At 56.4% G+C, this 18206-nt stretch carries 17 protein-coding genes and 1 riboswitch; of the genes, 7 read left to right on the forward strand and 10 right to left on the reverse strand.

Annotated features, from left to right (window positions below):
• Window positions 1-214: 214 nt before the first annotated feature.
• On the forward strand, window positions 215-1960 hold the full coding sequence (gene ftsI / locus SK62_RS08580) for a peptidoglycan glycosyltransferase FtsI (protein WP_047719463.1): 1746 nt from the start codon (window positions 215-217) through the stop codon (window positions 1958-1960).
• A 39-nt stretch (window positions 1961-1999) separates the two neighbouring features.
• Window positions 2000-2815 carry a 23S rRNA (guanine(745)-N(1))-methyltransferase gene (rlmA, locus tag SK62_RS08585; RefSeq protein ID WP_015570301.1) on the forward strand — a complete coding sequence of 272 codons (816 nt, stop codon included), beginning with the start codon at window positions 2000-2002 and terminating at the stop codon, window positions 2813-2815.
• On the opposite strand, the gene mntP is transcribed toward rlmA, so the two are convergent.
• The 5 genes from mntP to manX all read right to left on the reverse strand — a co-directional run bounded on the left by mntP (window position 2812) and on the right by manX (window position 6966).
• Window positions 2812-3378, reverse strand: coding sequence for a manganese efflux pump MntP (mntP, locus tag SK62_RS08590; RefSeq protein WP_023296797.1), 567 nt, complete (start codon window positions 3376-3378; stop codon window positions 2812-2814). The genes rlmA and mntP overlap by 4 nt on opposite strands.
• A 1-nt stretch (window position 3379) precedes the next feature.
• Window positions 3380-3580, reverse strand: a riboswitch (yybP-ykoY riboswitch).
• A 198-nt stretch (window positions 3581-3778) separates the two neighbouring features.
• Window positions 3779-4237 carry a DUF986 family protein gene (locus SK62_RS08595; protein ID WP_015570303.1) on the reverse strand — a complete coding sequence of 153 codons (459 nt, stop codon included), beginning with the start codon at window positions 4235-4237 and terminating at the stop codon, window positions 3779-3781.
• Between the two features lie 54 nt (window positions 4238-4291).
• Window positions 4292-5143 carry a PTS mannose transporter subunit IID gene (locus SK62_RS08600; protein WP_006810994.1) on the reverse strand — a complete coding sequence of 284 codons (852 nt, stop codon included), beginning with the start codon at window positions 5141-5143 and terminating at the stop codon, window positions 4292-4294.
• A 12-nt stretch (window positions 5144-5155) separates the two neighbouring features.
• On the reverse strand, window positions 5156-5956 hold the full coding sequence (gene manY, locus SK62_RS08605; protein WP_003859914.1) for a PTS mannose transporter subunit IIC: 801 nt from the start codon (window positions 5954-5956) through the stop codon (window positions 5156-5158).
• A 47-nt stretch (window positions 5957-6003) separates the two neighbouring features.
• Complete coding sequence (gene manX, locus SK62_RS08610) at window positions 6004-6966, reverse strand: PTS mannose transporter subunit IIAB (RefSeq protein ID WP_017384327.1); 963 nt, start codon at window positions 6964-6966, stop codon at window positions 6004-6006.
• Between the two features lie 462 nt (window positions 6967-7428).
• On the opposite strand from manX, the gene yoaE reads away from it, so the two are divergent.
• Entirely contained in the window at window positions 7429-8988 is a 1560-nt protein-coding gene (gene yoaE, locus SK62_RS08615) for a CNNM family cation transport protein YoaE (protein WP_047719464.1), read from the forward strand.
• A 6-nt stretch (window positions 8989-8994) separates the two neighbouring features.
• Here yoaE and SK62_RS08620 read toward each other — a convergent pair whose 3' ends face one another.
• The 4 genes from SK62_RS08620 to pabB form a co-directional block, all read right to left on the reverse strand.
• A complete protein-coding gene (locus tag SK62_RS08620) occupies window positions 8995-10593 on the reverse strand; it encodes an EAL domain-containing protein (protein ID WP_047719465.1) in 1599 nt (532 codons plus the stop codon).
• 129 nt (window positions 10594-10722) lie between these two features.
• Complete coding sequence (gene sdaA / locus SK62_RS08625; protein WP_003859920.1) at window positions 10723-12087, reverse strand: L-serine ammonia-lyase; 1365 nt, start codon at window positions 12085-12087, stop codon at window positions 10723-10725.
• A gap of 184 nt (window positions 12088-12271) precedes the next feature.
• A complete protein-coding gene (locus tag SK62_RS08630; protein WP_017384324.1) occupies window positions 12272-12850 on the reverse strand; it encodes a CoA pyrophosphatase in 579 nt (192 codons plus the stop codon).
• A complete protein-coding gene (gene pabB, locus SK62_RS08635) occupies window positions 12847-14181 on the reverse strand; it encodes an aminodeoxychorismate synthase component 1 (RefSeq protein ID WP_047719466.1) in 1335 nt (444 codons plus the stop codon). Before pabB ends, SK62_RS08630 begins: the two co-directional genes overlap by 4 nt.
• Before the next feature lie 61 nt (window positions 14182-14242).
• On the opposite strand from pabB, the gene SK62_RS08640 reads away from it, so the two are divergent.
• Complete coding sequence (locus SK62_RS08640; protein ID WP_003859925.1) at window positions 14243-14425, forward strand: YoaH family protein; 183 nt, start codon at window positions 14243-14245, stop codon at window positions 14423-14425.
• Window positions 14426-14430: 5 nt separating this feature from the next.
• On the opposite strand, the gene SK62_RS08645 is transcribed toward SK62_RS08640, so the two are convergent.
• A complete protein-coding gene (locus tag SK62_RS08645; RefSeq protein ID WP_003859927.1) occupies window positions 14431-14775 on the reverse strand; it encodes a RidA family protein in 345 nt (114 codons plus the stop codon).
• Between the two features lie 133 nt (window positions 14776-14908).
• Here SK62_RS08645 and SK62_RS08650 point away from each other — a divergent pair, with 133 nt between their 5' ends.
• The 3 genes from SK62_RS08650 (at window position 14909) to SK62_RS08660 (ending at window position 18200) form a co-directional block, all read left to right on the forward strand.
• Window positions 14909-16819 carry an ATP-dependent DNA helicase gene (locus SK62_RS08650; RefSeq protein ID WP_047719467.1) on the forward strand — a complete coding sequence of 637 codons (1911 nt, stop codon included), beginning with the start codon at window positions 14909-14911 and terminating at the stop codon, window positions 16817-16819.
• 66 nt (window positions 16820-16885) lie between these two features.
• Window positions 16886-17581, forward strand: coding sequence for a tRNA (adenosine(37)-N6)-threonylcarbamoyltransferase complex dimerization subunit type 1 TsaB (tsaB, locus tag SK62_RS08655; RefSeq protein ID WP_015570308.1), 696 nt, complete (start codon window positions 16886-16888; stop codon window positions 17579-17581).
• A 37-nt stretch (window positions 17582-17618) separates the two neighbouring features.
• Window positions 17619-18200: a Slp family lipoprotein gene (locus tag SK62_RS08660; RefSeq protein ID WP_015570309.1), complete on the forward strand. Its 582-nt coding sequence runs from the start codon at window positions 17619-17621 to the stop codon at window positions 18198-18200.
• Window positions 18201-18206: the final 6 nt, after the last annotated feature.

Consider the following 18206-nt stretch of genomic DNA (forward strand, 5'->3'; position numbering starts at 1 on the left):
AATCACTGCTGACTGAAGCGCTCAGCGCTTCGATCTCAGACATAAGCCTCGCCGATGCGGGGCTTTTTTTATACGCTTATTTTTCAAAATATTACGTAATCTTCCTCTGTTATTATCTTGTTGCAAACCCGCGAGATTATTAGCATTGTTTTCCCGCCTTATTATCCGCTTTTCCCGTTAAATCAGGGCGTTGATTAACAGCCCTGGGGTTAAGGTGAAAAAAAAGACAATAACCACCACCGGAAATTTTACTCCGGCACGTTTTGCACTTCTGTGTCTCGCCATCTTTTGTAGCCTTGCGTTTCTGCTGGGCCGCGTAGCGTGGCTACAAATTATCAAACCGGATAATCTGGTGAAGCAGGAAGATATGCGCTCCCTGCGCGAAGTGGCGATAGACCCCCCGCGTGGGATGATTGTTGACCGTGAAGGGCGACCCCTTGCGGTGAGCGTACCCGTCCAGGCCGTCTGGGCCGATCCCAAAACAGTGCTGGAAAAAGGGGGGATCGGTTTTGACTCGCGCTGGCAGGCCCTGGCAAATGCCTTACACCTTTCTCTGAGCACGCTCGCATCGCGAATTAACAGTAACCCGCACGGGCGATTCATTTACCTGGCCCGTCAGGTTGATCCCGCCCAGGCAAAGTGGATCGATAAGCTGCGTCTCCCCGGCATCAACCTTCGCGATGAGTCCCGCCGCTTTTATCCTGCCGGGCACGTGGCGGCGAACCTGATTGGCTTCACCAATATTGATGGCCAGGGCATTGAGGGCGTCGAGAAAAGCTTTAACACGCAGCTTACCGGGAAGGCAGGCGTGCGGCTGGTCAGGAAAGATCGCTACGGACATGTGGTGGAGAACCTTACGGAGGTGGCTCCCGTACCTGCACATAATATCCAGCTTAGTATCGATGAACGCCTGCAAACTATCACCGAAGACGCGCTGGATAATGCCGTAGCGTGGAACAAAGCCGAATCAGGCGCGTCGGTGCTGATTAATATCCAGACGGGCGAAATTCTGGCAATGGCGAGCTTCCCCGACTTCAACCCCAATAACCGGGAAGGGGCAACGCTGGATGATTTTCGCAATCGCGCGATCAGCGACACCTTTGAACCTGGCTCGACCGTTAAGCCTCTGGTGCTGATGACGGCGCTACAGCAGGGGCTGGTACAGCCTGACAGCGTCATAGACACGCATCCCTACACTATTGATGGCCATCGTATCCGCGATGTGGGCTACTACCCCGAGCTGACGATGACCGGGATTTTGCAAAAATCCAGCGACACAGGCGTATCCCGTCTTTCGCTGGCGATGCCCGTGCAACGGTTACTGGATACCTATAAAAACTTTGGTTTTGGCGAGAGTACCGGGCTTGGTTTAACGGGAGAAAGCGCAGGTTTACTGCCGCAGCGAAAATTCTGGAGTCAGTTAGATCGGGCGACCTTTGCCTTTGGGTATGGCCTGATGGTAACCCCCCTCCAGCTGGCGCATGTGTATGCCACCATCGGCAGCTACGGCATTGAACGGCCTCTGTCCATCACCCGTATTGACCCGCCGGTGATTGGCAAGCGGGTGATGCCCGAGGAAATTGTTCACGAGGTGGAACATATGATGGAGAGCGTTGCGTTACCCGGCGGTGGCGGGGTCAAAGCGGCGGTGCGTAACTATCGCGTGGCGATAAAAACCGGGACGGCCAAAAAAATCGATGAACATGGTAAGTATGTGGATAAATACGTCGCCTATACCGCAGGCGTTGCGCCTGCCAGCGATCCCCGTTTCGCGCTGGTGGTGGTGATCAACGATCCGCAAAACGGTGCCTACTATGGCGGGGCCGTTTCTGCGCCCGTGTTCAGCGAAATTATGGGTAACGTCCTGCGCCTGGAAAACGTGAAGCCAGACGGGCTGCCGGCAGATTCTGACCATCTGATCGTGATGCGTCACCCAGCCGTTTATAACCCTGGCGAATAGCGGTACACTTCGCCTTTTGGTTTACGCCCTGGAGCTGTCATGTCTTTCAGTTGTCCCCTTTGCCACGCGCCGCTGACGCGCGCGGAGAAAACGTTTATCTGTCCACAGGGACATCAGTTTGACCGGGCGAAAGAGGGCTATGTAAATCTTCTGCCGGTACAACATAAGCGCTCCCGGGACCCGGGTGACAGTGCGGAGATGATGCAGGCGCGCCGGGCGTTTCTCGATGCCGGGCACTATCAACCGCTCAGGGATGCCGTTGTCGCCTTACTCCGTCAATATCTGACAGAAGGCGCATCCGCCATGCTGGATATCGGCTGCGGCGAAGGTTACTACACCGCCACGTTTGCTGACGTGGCGGCTGAGAAGGGTGCCGAAACTTTCGGGCTGGACGTGTCGAAAGTGGCTATCCGTGCGGCAGCCAAACGCTATTCAGCGGTAACGTTCTGCGTGGCCTCCAGCCACCGCCTGCCGTTTGAGGAAGCGAGTATGGACGCCGTGGTGCGTATCTATGCGCCGTGCAAGGCAGAGGAGCTGGCGCGCGTCGTTAAGCCCGGCGGCTGGGTTATTACCGTCACGCCAGGGCCGCGTCATCTGCTGGAGCTAAAAGGGCTGATCTATGATGAAGTTCACCTGCATGCGCCGCACTCTGAACAGCTGGCGGGCTTTGCGTTAAAGCAGGCGCAGTCGGTAGCGTATGAAATGACGTTGCAGGGAAGTGAAGCGGTGGCGTTACTGCAAATGACGCCGTTTGCATGGCGGGCAAAACCAGAGGTGTGGGAAACGCTGGCAGCGCAGACAGAATTTCGCTGCCAGACGGATTTCAGCATTCATTGCTGGCAGCGCGAAGGTTAACCCGCGAAGTGTGCCCAAAGGATTTGGGCACCAATCCCGATCAACACGATACCGCCCAGAATTTCGGCTCGTTTGCCTAACAGCGGGCCAATGAACCGACCCACCATCATCCCCAGCGTTGACATGATCAGCGTGGCGCAGCCAATCGCCAGCGCGGTGGCGATAATATTGACCTGCAAAAACGCCAGACCGACACCCACGGCCATTGCATCCAGGCTGGTTGCGATGGCGGTTGTCACCAGAAGCCAGAAGCCGTGGCGTTGCAGCGGCGCATCATCTTCATCGCCGTTACCACGAAAGCCTTCAATCACCATGCGTCCGCCGAGGAACACCAGCAGCACGAAAGCAATCCAGTGATTCCACTCCAGCACGAACTGGCTGGCGAGCATCCCCAGACCCCAGCCGATAAGCGGCGTCAGCGTTTCGATAGCACCAAAGATGAGACCGGTACGCAGGGCGTCGGAAAATTTAGGTTTATGGAGGGTGGCACCTTTACCAATAGAGGCGGCAAATGCGTCCATGGACATGCCAAAAGCCAGAAGGATCGTAGCGGAGATATTCATAAGAGCGTCCAGACCGGGGATATCCATATGACACATCACTGCCCCCAGTAAACAGCAGTTGATGTATCTATGGTCTCGCCTGATCGCTTTTGGCACAGTCAGTGTGCTGAAAACGATCCGTACGCGCCACGTTTTTCAACGAGTATGTTGACACGTACATTTCCCGCAGGCAGGAAATCGGCTACTCCCCAACGACGGGCGCAACCTTAACATATTTTGAGAATATAAAACAACAACGAAGATGGCTTTATATAGCCACTATATTGATAACGATTTTCATTTAGATTTATGCGTGAAAATATCGTTAACAAATATAAGGCAATTAACAGAGGAGATATAGCACCGGCTATATTGCTGGTTTAAGAATAATGCAATATATAGCCGATGCTATAATATTAACTCATTGAGTTTTAACGAGTAATTTGTAGATCTTTTCCAGGTCATCAATATTTTTGACCCGGATGAGCAGGCGGCGTTGTTCTAATTGCATCACCAGAACCCCGTCTTCGGATAAATTCATCTCTTTAATACGGTTATATTCTATCCAGACATTAGCGAAGAAGAATCCGTGTTTTTTAAAAATGAGTTTTGGCGAGCGGATCCAGAACAGGTAAATCGCCATTAATGCCAGCGCACATAATAACCATGTGGTTAATATTGCGCCGTGGCTGGTCACATTATTGTAAATCAGGATGACTACCAGACCGGCGAAGATAAACGCATCAATGCGTCCACGGCGTAAGAGGGGAAGGGTCAGCAGCGTCTCGCCGTGGCGGCGAGGCATAATGAACTCGTCATAGATCGCGTAAGCCAGAAGGGCAACAATAAATAAAACCAGTACGGTGTCCGTGACAGTCATTCATCCTCCAGATAAAAAGACCGGGGGCAAGCCCCCGGTCGGTAACGCATTTTATTACAGACCCAGCAGGCCGACGGCGTAGCCCGCGATACCGATGACGAAGAAGCCAACGATGATCCACAGCGGGTTCACTTTCTTACGCAGCAGCCACATACAGGCGAAGGTTAGCAGCAGCGGTACCAGGCCCGGCATCAGCTGGTCCAGAATCGTCTGCACGGTGGTAACGCGCGTCTGACCATCCTGACCAGTGATCGTCGATACCACCAGCGGGATGTTCACGTGCGTCCACTTGTTAACCAGCGCCCCCATTACAAACAGGCCGAGGATTGACGCCCCCTCAGTCAGTTTTTGCAGGAAGCCGCCGCCCATATCCTTAACGATATCCACCCCTTTACGATAACCGTACGCCACGCCGTAGTAACGGGTCAGCAGACGCACCGCGTTGAACAGGATGAAGAACAGCAGAGGACCGAGCAGGCTGCCGCTCATGGCGATCCCGGCGCCCAGCGCCGCAAAGACCGGACGCACGGTACCCCAGAAGATCGGGTCGCCCACGCCTGCCAGCGGCCCCATCAGACCAACTTTGATACCGTTGATGGCACCATCGTCGATCTCAGCCCCGTTCGCACGCTGCTCTTCCATTGCCAGCGTCACGCCCAGAACAGGCGCCGCAACATAAGGATGGGTGTTGAAGAATTCCAGGTGACGCTTAATTGCCTGACGGCGTGCTTCGTTGTTTTCCGGATACAGGCGTTTGATGGCCGGCACCATGGAGAAGCAGAAGCCGAGCGCCTGCATACGTTCGAAGTTCCATGAACCCTGAAACAGGTTAGAACGGATGAACACGCCACGAATATCACCCGGAGTGAGTTTTTTCTCAGTGGTAGTTTTTGTCATATCAACCATTTCGCTCACCTGTTAGTCCAGTTCGTTATCGAGATCGTTGTTACCAGCAGCCTGCGCAGGGGCACCCGCGACACGGTTGTATTTCGGGCTGAGCTGGATATAAAGAATCGCCATCACCGCACCAATCACACCCAGCGCAACCAGGTTGAAGTTGGTGAACGCAGCGGTAACGAAGCCAAGGTAGAAGAATGGCATCAGGTAGCCTGCGCGCATCATGTTGATGACCATCGCATAACCGACCACCACGATCATACCCCCGGCGATATTCAGACCGCTGGTAACCACTTCAGGGATCGCATTCAGCATGCCCTGAACTTCGCTGGTACCGACAGAAATCGCCACGATAACCGCAGGGATTGCGATACGCATCGCTTGCAGGAACAGGGAAGAAACGTGGATCCAGGAGAGCGCGGTGAGGTTGCCGTTTTCGGCCGCCTTATCCGCCGCGTGCTGGAAGGCAACGGTAATAGTCCGGACGATAATGGTCAGCACCTGACCCGCTGCGGCCAGCGGGATGGCCAGCGCGATACCGGCACCAATACTCTGATGACCAGCGATAACCAGAACGGTTGAAATAATGGACGCCAGCGCGGCATCTGGCGCAACTGCCGCACCGATGTTCATCCAGCCGAGGGCGATCATTTCCAAAGTACCACCGATGATGATACCGGTTTTCATGTCACCGAGAACGGCGCCAATCAACGTACAGGCCACCAGAGGGCGGTGGAACTGAAATTCATCAAGTACGGACTCCATACCCGCAATACATGCGACGATGAACACCAGCACAATCTGAAGAGTAGTAATCTCCATTGCACTTCTCCTATTACATAAGCTCTATATGAAAAACCGGCCCGGGCTTATTTCCCCACTTTGCCGATCAAATCCATCATTTTCAGTTTCTGGTCCGTGGAAACCTTACGGGCTTCCAGTTCGATACCGCGTGCATTCAGTTTGTTGAAGGCCTCGATATCTTTCGCATCCACTGAAATCGCGTTGTTGACCTGCGTTTTGCCCTGACGGAATGCCATACCGCCAATGTTAACGGAGGTGATTTTCACGCCGCCTTCAACAATGCGTTCGACGTCTGTCGGGTTGGTGAAGAGAAGCATCACGCGCTCACCCGCATATTTCGGGTTGTTGTAAACGCGGATCATTTTGGCGACATCCACGACGTGCGCGGTGACGCCCGGCGGTGCAACCTGGGTAAGAAGGGTTTTACGGACAGTGTCGGCGGCCACTTCGTCACTGACCACGATGATGCGTTGTACGTTGGTCTCTTTGGTCCAGCGTGTTGCCACCTGGCCGTGGATCAGACGGTCATCAATACGCGCAAGGCCGATAACCATGTAATCGTTCGGACCCATTGGCTTCGCCGGTGCTGCCGCCCTTGGTGCAGCAGGGGCAGGGGCCGGTTTTTCAACCGGCTGCGCTTTCAGCGCCTTCACGCCTTCGCGACCGGTTTCCACCGCCAGTGCCACCAGTTCATCAAAACCTGGGTTGTCGTCACGCGCCATGAAGGTTTCCACCAACATCGGGATATTCACCCCGGCGACGACTTCATAATGCTCTTTATCGACGACAATGCGGCTGGCAGCGTTGAACGGGCTGCCGCCCCATGTATCCACGAGAAACAGCACGCCTTTGCTGGTATCCAGCTTCTCAAGCTGAGCAGTGTATTTTTCAATCAGCGTCTCGGCATTTTCACCGGGAACGAAATCGATCCAGCCGACGTTTTCCTGCTCGCCCAACAGCATTTCTGCCGTTTTGAGTAACTGCTCCGCAGCCCAACCATGTGTGCCTATGACAATAGCAATGGTCACTTGCTACCTCCTTTTATTATCATGTATACGTCTGCCAGGCAGGCGTACTGAGAATCGTATTGGCGAACCGAATCGATTCAGATAAGGGTTAGAGTTCAAAAAACTAAGACTTCCGCGAATTATTTTAGATAGTGAAAAAATAATTTATGTGATGAAGATCCGTAATTTAGCTAAGCCTTACAGATTTTTCTTTAAGTTAATCCGCGTGTGTTACAGAAGTTTGCAAAGGAACGTAAATCTTTGCTAAAAACCAATTGTCTCTGATATGTTTAGCGTCCGTTTAATTATTCAGGAGTATAGGGCTACAGCCCACTATATGGACCGTCACCGACGTCAGTCATCTTCCAGGCCATTCCGCGCCTTATTCATCGGCGATCTTCGCCACGCATCGACTCTCATTCCCTTTGAAATGCCCGAAATTAGCGGGGCACCGTTTTGTCATTCCTTTAGCAGGAGCGTGTCATGGAATTCTTAATGGACCCGTCAATCTGGGTAGGCTTGCTTACGCTGGTCGTGCTGGAGATCGTTCTCGGTATTGATAACCTGGTGTTTATCGCCATCCTCGCGGATAAGCTGCCGCCGAAACAGCGTGATAAAGCCCGTCTGCTCGGCCTCTCGCTGGCGCTGATCATGCGTCTGGGCTTACTGTCTGTGATCTCGTGGATGGTCACCCTGACGAAGCCCCTGTTTACCGTCATGGATTTCACCTTCTCCGGCCGCGATTTAATCATGCTGGTGGGGGGACTGTTCCTGCTGTTCAAAGCCACAACAGAGCTGCATGAACGGCTGGAGAACCGGCAGCATGATGATGGCCACGGTAAGGGCTACGCCAGCTTCTGGGTGGTTGTTCTCCAGATTGTGGTGCTTGATGCGGTCTTCTCACTGGATGCGGTGATTACGGCGGTCGGCATGGTGAATCATCTGCCGGTGATGATGGCGGCGGTGGTGATTGCGATGGCGGTAATGCTGCTGGCGTCGAAACCGCTGACGCGTTTCGTCAACCAGCATCCGACGGTCGTTGTGCTGTGTCTGAGCTTCCTGCTGATGATTGGTCTGAGCCTGGTGGCAGAAGGGTTTGGCTTCCATATTCCGAAAGGCTACCTGTACGCCGCGATTGGCTTCTCGATTCTGATCGAGCTGTTTAACCAGATTGCGCGCCGTAACTTTATTAAGCAGCAGTCGAATCAGCCGCTGCGAGCCCGTACCGCAGATGCGATTCTGCGACTGATGGGCGGACGTCGTCAGGTCAACGTGCAGGCTGATAACGAGAACCGTAACCCGGTTCCGGTGCCGGAAGGCGCGTTTGTGGAAGAAGAACGCTACATGATCAACGGCGTGCTTTCGCTGGCTTCCCGCTCCCTGCGCGGCATTATGACGCCGCGCGGTGAGATCAGCTGGGTGGACGCCAACCTGAGCGTCGACGAAATTCGTCAGCAGCTGCTCTCATCGCCACACAGCCTGTTCCCGGTCTGCCGGGGTGAGCTGGATGAGATTATCGGTGTGGTACGCGCGAAAGAGATGCTGGTGGCGCTGGAAGAGGGCGTTAACGTCGAGGCCGTAGCGGCCGCGTCGCCCGCCATCGTGGTACCGGAGACGCTGGATCCGATCAACCTGCTGGGCGTATTGCGTCGTGCCCGCGGGAGCTTTGTTATCGTCACCAATGAATTTGGTGTGGTACAGGGCCTGGTGACGCCGCTGGACGTGCTGGAAGCCATTGCCGGTGAATTCCCTGATGCGGATGAAACCCCGGAAATCGTTGCCGACGGTGACGGCTGGCTGGTGAAAGGCACCACCGACCTGCACGCGCTATCGCACACGCTGGGCGTCGAAAACGTGGTCAATGATGATGAAGACATTGCCACCGTCGCGGGGCTGGTGATTGCCGTTAACGGGCAGATCCCGCGTATTGGTGATGTGCTGGAGCTGCCGCCGCTGCAAATTACTATCGTCGAAGCCAACGACTATCGCGTTGATATGGTGCGTATTGTTAAAGAGCACTCTGCACACGACGAAGAAGAGTAACGCTATCTAGCGTAACGGCAGTAAGGGCACGATGTGTCCGTTGTGGCGGGCTGGCGGAGAGTGACTTTCCGCCAGCCATTTCGGAAACTCGCGCAGCGGCATTGGCCGCGCATACAAGTACCCCTGCAAAATATGTACGCTGTGACGGCGCAGGTAGCGTGACTGCTCCTCGGTTTCCACCCCTTCCGCAACCAGTTCAATATTCAGCCGCTGACCCAGTGCAATAATAATATCCGTTACCGTTGAGTTCACGGCGTCGGTGCCGATCGCGGTGGTGAAGGATTTATCAATTTTCAGCACATCCGGATGCAGTTTTTCTAGCCATGAAAGTGAGCTGTTGCCGGTACCAAAATCATCAATCGCAAGTTTCACCCCTTTGCGGTGCAGCTCCCGCACTATGCGGTAATCCACATCCAGCAACGCATCGCGTTCGGTTAACTCCACGATCAACTGTTGAACAGGGCTGGCGTTAAACCAGATGCGGTTGAGATCCTGGATCAGCGCAGCGCGGCGAAAATGGCTGGCGGCCACGTTAATGCCGATATGGAAATCGCGCGAGGCCGGGAAATAGCCTATCTGCCGCACCGTTTCGCTGATGACGTAGCGGGTAAGCGGAACAATCAGGTTATGTTCTTCGGCCAGAGGGATAAAGACATCGGGCGAAATCCATCCCTGACGCGGGTTGTTCCAGCGCAGGAGGATCTCGACGCCGACGCATTCCCGGGTGCGGGCATTCACCAGCGGCTGGCAGAAGAGCTCAAACTCCCTGGCCGCAATTCCCATATTGATTTCCCAGGTGAAACTGATGCGCCGCGCGGTGGCGAGCCAGGCGATATAGCCCATCAGTAAGCTGAGCATTAACGCCAGCGGCAGCTGGGTGGGCAGATTTTTTAACGCCATTTCGCCAGGCCCGGGGCCGCTCACCGTGACGCTGAAAGGGTAATGCTGTGACGATTGTTCCAGCAGGGAGGCGTTTTCATCGAAGGTCGGCGTAGTCGTCACCTGTTGCCCGTCGCGGAGGAAGTTATCTCCTACTCTCAGGACAACGTCGGTGATCTGCGGCCGCTGCGGCTCGAGAATCATTTTAGTGATGAGATCGATATTCACCACCTCCATCACCCCGTCGTTGCCGTCGCTCGCGAGGGGAGACCACTGAATCAGTAACGGGCTGCCTTTTACCAGCCACCGATCGGTCAGCAGCAACAGCCTGGATTCACTGACCGGCAGCTCCGGCACAAACTCACTGACGGGCACATTACGGCTGCCAAAGACGCTTGAGCAATACAGTATTCCGTCTTGAATGAGGGCGATGGAGCGTACGGTCTGGAGGAGCGCCGCCTGTTTTCGCAGGATCAGATTTGCTTCGGAACAGGGTATGCCAACCAGTGAAAGTAGCGTTTCCCGCTGGGCCTCTAACGAAAGAAGCACCTTATCAAGCGCACGCACGGTGTGGTGGGTAAAGTCGTGGATCCGATCCTGATTTATGTTGCGCTGTGAAATAAAGCGAATACCCAGCGTCAGGACGAGCGTAACGAGCGCAACCGTGACACAGACGATAACGCGTTTTCGGCGATAGTCTTTAATGATCGTTTGTGCAGTTTGCATGAACGGTCGCCTGTTAAGCACCGGCCGGAAAAGCCAGACGCAACAGTGACAGTGTAGTGGGGAATACGTGAAGCGACGAGACGAGAGGGGAAAATTCGCCCATCCGTTGCAGATGGGCGAAAGGAAGGCTTAGTCGCACTGCACCTTAATGGCCAGACCGCCGCGCGAGGTCTCACGGTACTTCGCGTTCATGTCCTTGCCGGTTTCGTACATAGTTTCAATAACCTTATCCAGCGACACGCGTGGCTCGCTGGTACGGCGCATCGCCATACGTGAGGCGTTGATCGCTTTGACGGAGGCGATGGCGTTACGCTCAATGCACGGCACCTGCACCTGGCCGGCAACCGGGTCACAGGTCAGACCGAGGTTGTGCTCCATACCGATTTCCGCCGCCACGCACACCTGCTCAGGGCTGGCGCCCAGCAGTTCCGCCAGACCCGCTGCTGCCATAGAGCAGGCCACGCCCACTTCACCCTGACAGCCTACTTCGGCACCAGAGATGGACGCATTCATTTTGTACAGCGCGCCGATAGCACCTGCCGCGAGGAAATAGCGGATATAGATGTCCGGCGTCACGGGCTCAATAAAGTGATCGTAATAGGCCAGCACCGCCGGAACGATACCGCACGCGCCGTTGGTTGGCGCCGTCACGACGCGACCACCCGCTGCGTTCTCTTCGTTAACCGCGAGGGCAAACATGTTCACCCAGTCGACCACGTTCATTGGGTCATTGGAGAACTTGTCGGTAGTGACCAGCATGCGGCGCAGAGCAGAGGCACGACGCGGTACGCGCAGTGGCCCAGGCAGAACACCCTCAGTGTTCATCCCGCGGTCAATACAGGCGCGCATGGTTTGCCACACGTTAGCAAAATAGTCTTCGATCTCTTTCTTGCTGTGCAGCGCCAGTTCGTTCTGCATCACCATGCCTGACAGGGACAGACCGGTCTCTTTGCAGTAGCCCAGCATCTCGGTGGCCGATTTAAACGGATAGGGCACATTGACGTCGCCCGCGCTCTCTTTACCAAAGTGTTCTTCGTCAACGATAAAGCCGCCGCCGATGGAGTAGTAAGTTTTGCTGTAGATCTCTTTTTCGCCACTCCAGGCGTGGATGGTCATGCCGTTTTCATGCAGCGGCAGGTTGTCGCTACGAAAACGCATCCCGTCATCCTGCGGGAAGTCCACTTCGTGCTGGCCGTTAGCCAGCAGCAAACGACCGCGCGTTTCCACGTCGCGGATAAATGCCGGAATGGCATCAATATCAACTGTGTCCGGCATATTGCCCGCCAGACCCATAATAATGGCGATATCGGTGTGGTGGCCTTTACCCGTTAATGACAGTGAACCGTAAACGTCTACGGCGACACGGGTAACGCTTTCCAGTAATCCTTTTTCGACCAGATCATCGACGAACTGTTTACCGGCCTTCATCGGCCCTACAGTGTGGGAAGAAGATGGACCAATCCCCACTTTGAACATGTCGAATATACTAATCACTTTCACACTCCTGACAGGGTTACTGGGGTTCCAGTAACGATGTTATAACTGCGCATAGTGTAAGAGGGAACACCAACCTCGGCTTAACTATTCACATGAATTAAACTAATGGTTAACGATGGTTTTGCTAATAGCGCGACGCCGATCGCAAACCTGCCAGAAAAGGGTGGAATGTAAAGTATAGTCAAGGCTTCAGGCCGATTTGCAGGGCCAGCTCACGAATGATGCCTGCCGTCATGCCCCAGACAAAATAATGCTGATACCACGACAGCCAGACCCGATGATCGTGTCCGCGGCGGTGAATATCCAGCGGGTGATAGCGACCCAGACGAAGGGCCTCTTCCAGCGGCATTTCGAATACCGCTGAAACTTCATCGACGCTGGCGTGATACTGAAGATCGGGCGGAATAATGCCAACGACCGGCGTGACCTGAAAACCGGTTACGCTGTCCACTGGCGGCAGCACGCCGATCACCTCGACCGCCTCCGGGGGGATCGCCACTTCCTCATGCGCTTCGCGCAGTGCGGCGGCAATCAGGGATGCATCGGTGCTGTCCACCGCGCCGCCCGGGAACGCAACCTGACCGGCGTGTTTTCGCATATGCGGTGAGCGCTGGGTAAGCAACAGACCCGGCTGCTCACGACGCACGACCGGGATCAGCACCGCCGCCTGACGTTGATTCAGCGTGGCGCGGTTAACCTGGGGCCGCAGAAGCTGAAAGCGCGACAGAAAATCATCCAGCGTCAGGTTGTCTTTCTTCACCGTGAGTTCTCCAGTTGTTTCAGGATACGATTCACTTTATCAAAGGTTTCCTGATATTCCGCCTCCGCCTGGCTGTCGGCCACAATGCCACCGCCTGCGGAACAGTACAGGTTACCGTCGCAGGCCGTCAGGGTGCGAATAGTGATGCTGGTATCCATGGTGCCGCACAGACTCACATAGCCGATGCTGCCGCACCAGGCGTTGCGGCGATGCGGTTCCAGTTCGTCGATGATCTCCATCGCCCGGACCTTCGGCGCGCCGGTAATGGAGCCGCCCGGAAACGCGGCGCGGAGCAGATCGCAGGCGGTTCGCGAGGCCGGCAGACGTGCGGTGATGGTGCTGACCAGATGATGCACCGCCGGGAATGGCTCCACGACGAACAGCTCCGGCACGCGCACGCTGCCCGGCTCGGCGACGCGGCCAATATCATTGCGCATCAGATCGACAATCATCAGGTTTTCAGCGCGATCTTTCGGCGAGGCCGCCAGCGTCTCCGCCTGCTGACGGTCGGCGTCGGCATCGGCAAGGCGCGGCAGGGTGCCCTTTATCGGGCGGGTCTGAATCATACCGTCAGCCAGGTGAATAAAACGCTCAGGTGAAAGGCTGAGGATGGCGCCGTGTTCAAGGCGTAAAAATGCGCTGAACGGGGCCTTATTGCTGGCATTGAGGCGGGTAAACGCCTGCCATTCGTCTCCCTCGTATGCCGCCTGGAAACGCTGGGCGAGGTTGACCTGATAACAGTCGCCGCTGTGAAGATACGCCTGCACGCGGGAGAATTTTTCCGCGTATTCCTCCGCGCTCATGTTCGAGCGCCAGCCGGAGGTTAGCATAAAGTGTTCCGGGGCGGCGGGCCGTTGCGCCTCAAGCCAGGCCAGACGCGCCTGCACGTCCCGGTGGCTTAGCAGAGAAACCGTCTGCTTACGGTGATCCACGATCAGCGCCCAGTCATACAGCCCCACCGCCATATCCGGCAGGGAAATATCCGCCTGCGCATGCTCGGGCAGCTTTTCGAAACGGCGACCCAGATCGTAACCAAACAGGCCCAGCGTGCCCCCCTGGAAAGGCAGATCCGGATCCGGTGTGGCAGATAAGCCCAGAGCATGGATCTCGTTCTGAAGCCGCATCAGCGGATCGTCCGTTGGCGACAGCGCATCGGTCGTCAGCGTTTTAACCGGGTCGGCCACCAGAATGTCAAAGCGGCTGTAGGGGTGATCCGCATGCCCGGAGTGCAGCAGCATGGCAAAAGGAAGGTGGCTCAGACGGGCAAACCAGAACTCGGCGGCGTCTGCACGCCAGGGCAAGGTCATAACAGTGGGGAAGCGCATGTTCATGTATGGCATACTACCGGGCAGCGTGAAATAATTAGCGCGAATAATTTAGCAGGAGTTAACGATGTTTGCAGGTTTACCTTCTCTCAGCCATGACCAACAGCAGAAAGCCGTTGAACGTATTCAGGAGCTGATGTCCCAGGGGATGAGCAGCGGACAGGCAATTTCCCAGGTCGCGGAAGAACTTCGCGCCACCCATACCGGCGAGCGGATCGTGGCGCGCTTTGAGGATGAAGATGAAGAATAACCGGCTTACACTGCCGCGATAATCTTGATCTCAACCTTATATTCCGGTTTCATCAGCGTGGCCTGTACGGTGCAGCGTACAGGCGCGTGACCCGCCACCACCCACGCATCCCAGGCTTTATTCATCGCCGCGAAATCGTCTTTATTCGCCAGAAAAATCGTCGCATCCAGAATGCGGGATTTATCGCTGCCCTGTTTTTCCAGTACGGCGTCGATCTGCGCCAGGGTGTTGGCGGTCTGCTCGAAGGCGTCAGCGTCCAGATTGGCAGGGACGCCGGTGTAGTACAGCGTCTGGTTGTGGATCACCACATCAGACCAGCGGGCTTCGGCATCAATGCGCGTAATTGTCATAAACGTATCCTCGTTATCTTTCGTCGTCAGGCGGCAAGACTGCCATAATGTTCCGCCGTCGTCACTATTTGGGGTGGCACCGGAGAGAAGGGGCTGACATAATCCCTGTGCAAAAATACAGTGAGAGAACACCGTGGCAGACGATTTTTCCCCAGAAGGTCACTTAGCACAGGCTATTCCCGGCTTTAAACCGCGCGAACCCCAACGTCAGATGGCGCATGCCGTCGCGCACGCCATCGACAAGGCTCAGCCGCTGGTCGTGGAGGCCGGCACCGGTACGGGGAAAACGTATGCTTACCTCGCTCCTGCGCTGCGGGCGAAAAAGAAGGTGATCATCTCTACGGGATCAAAAGCGCTCCAGGATCAGCTCTACAGCCGCGATTTACCCACGGTGGCGAAAGCGCTGAAATACAAAGGGCGTCTGGCCTTGCTGAAAGGGCGTTCTAACTACCTGTGTCTGGAGCGTCTTGAACAGCAGGCGCTGGCGGGCGGTGACCTGCCGGTACAAACCCTGAGCGATGTGATCGTCCTGCGCGCCTGGGCCAACCAGACGGAGGAGGGGGACATCAGCACCTGCGCGAGCGTGCCGGAAGACTCCCCGGCCTGGCCGCTGGTGACCAGCACCAATGACAACTGCCTCGGCAGCGACTGCCCGCTGTATAAGGACTGTTTTGTGGTGAAAGCGCGTAAAACCGCGATGGACGCCGACGTGGTGGTGGTGAACCATCACCTGTTTCTTGCGGATATGGTGGTCAAAGACAGTGGTTTCGGCGAGCTGATCCCGGAGGCGGAGGTGATGATCTTCGATGAAGCCCATCAGCTACCGGACATCGCCAGCCAGTATTTTGGTCAGTCGCTCTCCAGCCGTCAGCTTCAGGATCTGGCGAAAGATATTACCATTGCCTATCGCACCGAACTCAAAGATACCCAGCAGTTGCAGAAGTGCGCGGACCGCCTGGCGCAATGCGCACAGGATTTCCGCTTACAGCTTGGCGAGCCGGGCTATCGCGGCAACCTGCGCGAACTGCTCGCAGACAAAAATATCCAGCGCGCGCTGCTGCTGCTCGATGATGCCCTTGAACTCTGTTACGACGTGGCGAAGCTGTCCCTCGGACGTTCAGCGCTGCTGGACGCCGCCTTCGAGCGCGCCACGCTCTACCGTGGGCGGCTGAAGCGGCTGAAAGGGATCAACCAGCCGGGCTATAGCTACTGGTACGAATGTACCTCGCGCCACTTCACCCTGGCGCTCACGCCGCTGACCGTTGCTGATAAATTCAAAGAGGTGATGGCGCAAAAGCCCGGCACCTGGGTCTTTACCTCGGCCACGCTGTCGGTCAATGACGATCTGCACCACTTTACCGAGCGCCTCGGCATTGAGCAGGCGGAATCCCTGCTTCTGCCGAGCCCGTTCGACTATGAGAAACAGGCGCTGCTGTGCGTGCCGCGCAATCTGCCGCTGCCTAACCAACCGGGCGCGGCGCGCCATCTGGCGGCCATGCTGAAGCCGATGATTGAGGCCAACAACGGGCGCTGCTTTATGCTCTGCACCTCACACGCCATGATGCGCGAACTGGCCGAGCAGTTCCGCGCCACCATGACGCTACCGGTGCTGTTGCAGGGGGAAACCAGCAAAGGCCAGCTGCTCCAGCAGTTTGTCAGCGCCGGTAATGCCCTGCTGGTGGCGACCAGCAGCTTCTGGGAAGGGGTGGACGTGCGCGGCGATACGCTCTCGCTGGTGATTATCGATAAGCTGCCGTTCACATCGCCGGACGATCCGCTCCTGAAAGCGCGCATGGAGGATTGCCGTCTGCGCGGGGGCGATCCGTTCGACGACGTCCAGCTGCCGGACGCGGTCATCACGCTTAAACAGGGGGTAGGGCGACTGATCCGCGACGTCACCGACCGCGGGGTGCTGGTGATCTGCGACAACCGCCTGGTGATGCGTCCCTACGGCGCCACCTTCCTCGCCAGCCTGCCGCCCGCGCCGCGCACGCGGGATATTAAACGCGCGGTCCGCTTCCTGGCGAACCCGACGGCGGAGTAATTCTTCCCGGAGTGTGTTAAGATGCGCGCCATTTTGTGACTGACCATTGCGAGAGCGCGACGACTGATGCGAATTCTGGCTATTGATACCGCGACAGAGGCCTGTTCCGTTGCCCTGTGGAACGACGGTACGACTTTTGCTCATTTCGAAGAGTGCCCACGGGAACACACCCAACGTATTCTGCCCCTGGTAAAAACCATTTTAACCGAGGGCAACACCGCCCTGACTGACCTCGACGCGCTGGCCTACGGCCGTGGTCCGGGCAGCTTTACGGGCGTACGTATCGGGATAGGCATTGCGCAGGGGCTGGCGCTGGGCGCTGACCTGCCGATGATCGGCGTCTCAACGCTTGCGACCATGGCTCAGGGCGCCTGGCGCATGACCGGCGCCACCCGCGTGCTGGCTGCGATTGATGCCCGCATGGGGGAAGTCTACTGGGCGGAGTACACCCGTGACGAAAACGGCGTCTGGCACGGCGAAGAGACGGAAGCGGTGCTTAAACCTGAAGCCGTCACCGGGCGCCTGAAGCAGCTCTCCGGTGAGTGGGCGACGGTCGGAACCGGCTGGCCGGCATGGCCTGAGATGGCGAAGGACACCGGCCTTACGCTGGTGGACGGTAACATGCTCCTGCCCGCCGCAGAAGATATGCTGCCGATTGCCTGTCAGCTGCTTGCCGCAGGAAAAACCGTGGCGGTTGAACATGCTGAACCGGTTTATTTACGAAACACCGTCGCGTGGAAGAAACTTCCTGGCCGCGAGTGAATCTCAGTAACAGGAACTGAGAAAAAGGAGTCGCATCATGGCGGTTCAGACTAAAGTTGTACGCTTTCTTATGGCAGGCGCGGTTGCCATAGCACTGAGCGGGTGCGTCACCGTTCCTGATGCGATCAAGGGCACCAGCCCGACGCCACAGCAGGATCTGGTACGCGTGATGAATGCCCCGGAGTTGTATGTCGGGCAGGAAGCGCGGTTTGGCGGCAAGGTGGTTGAAGTGTTAAACCAGCAGGGGAAAACCCGGCTGGAGATTGCCACTGTCCCGCTGGACGACGGCGCGCGGCCTGTTCTGGGTGAAGCCTCGCGCGGGCGGATCTACGCTGACGTCAGCGGCTTCCTCGATCCGGTAGATTTCCGCGGGCAGCTGGTAACCGTCGTCGGGCCGATTACCGGTTCGGTGGCGGGGAAAATCGGCAATACGCCATACAAATTTATGACCATGCAGGTGAACGGCTACAAACGCTGGCGTATTGCCCAGCAGGTGGTGATGCCGCCACAGCCAATTGATCCGTGGATGTGGGGACCGCATCCGTATCGTTACGGCTACGGTGGCTGGGGTTGGTACAATCCAGGCCCTGCACAGGTTCAAACAATCGTAACTGAGTAACTTACT

The sequence above is a fragment of the Enterobacter sp. BIDMC109 genome (assembly GCF_001037885.1).
Taxonomy (GTDB): Bacteria; Pseudomonadota; Gammaproteobacteria; order Enterobacterales; family Enterobacteriaceae; genus Enterobacter; species Enterobacter hormaechei_C.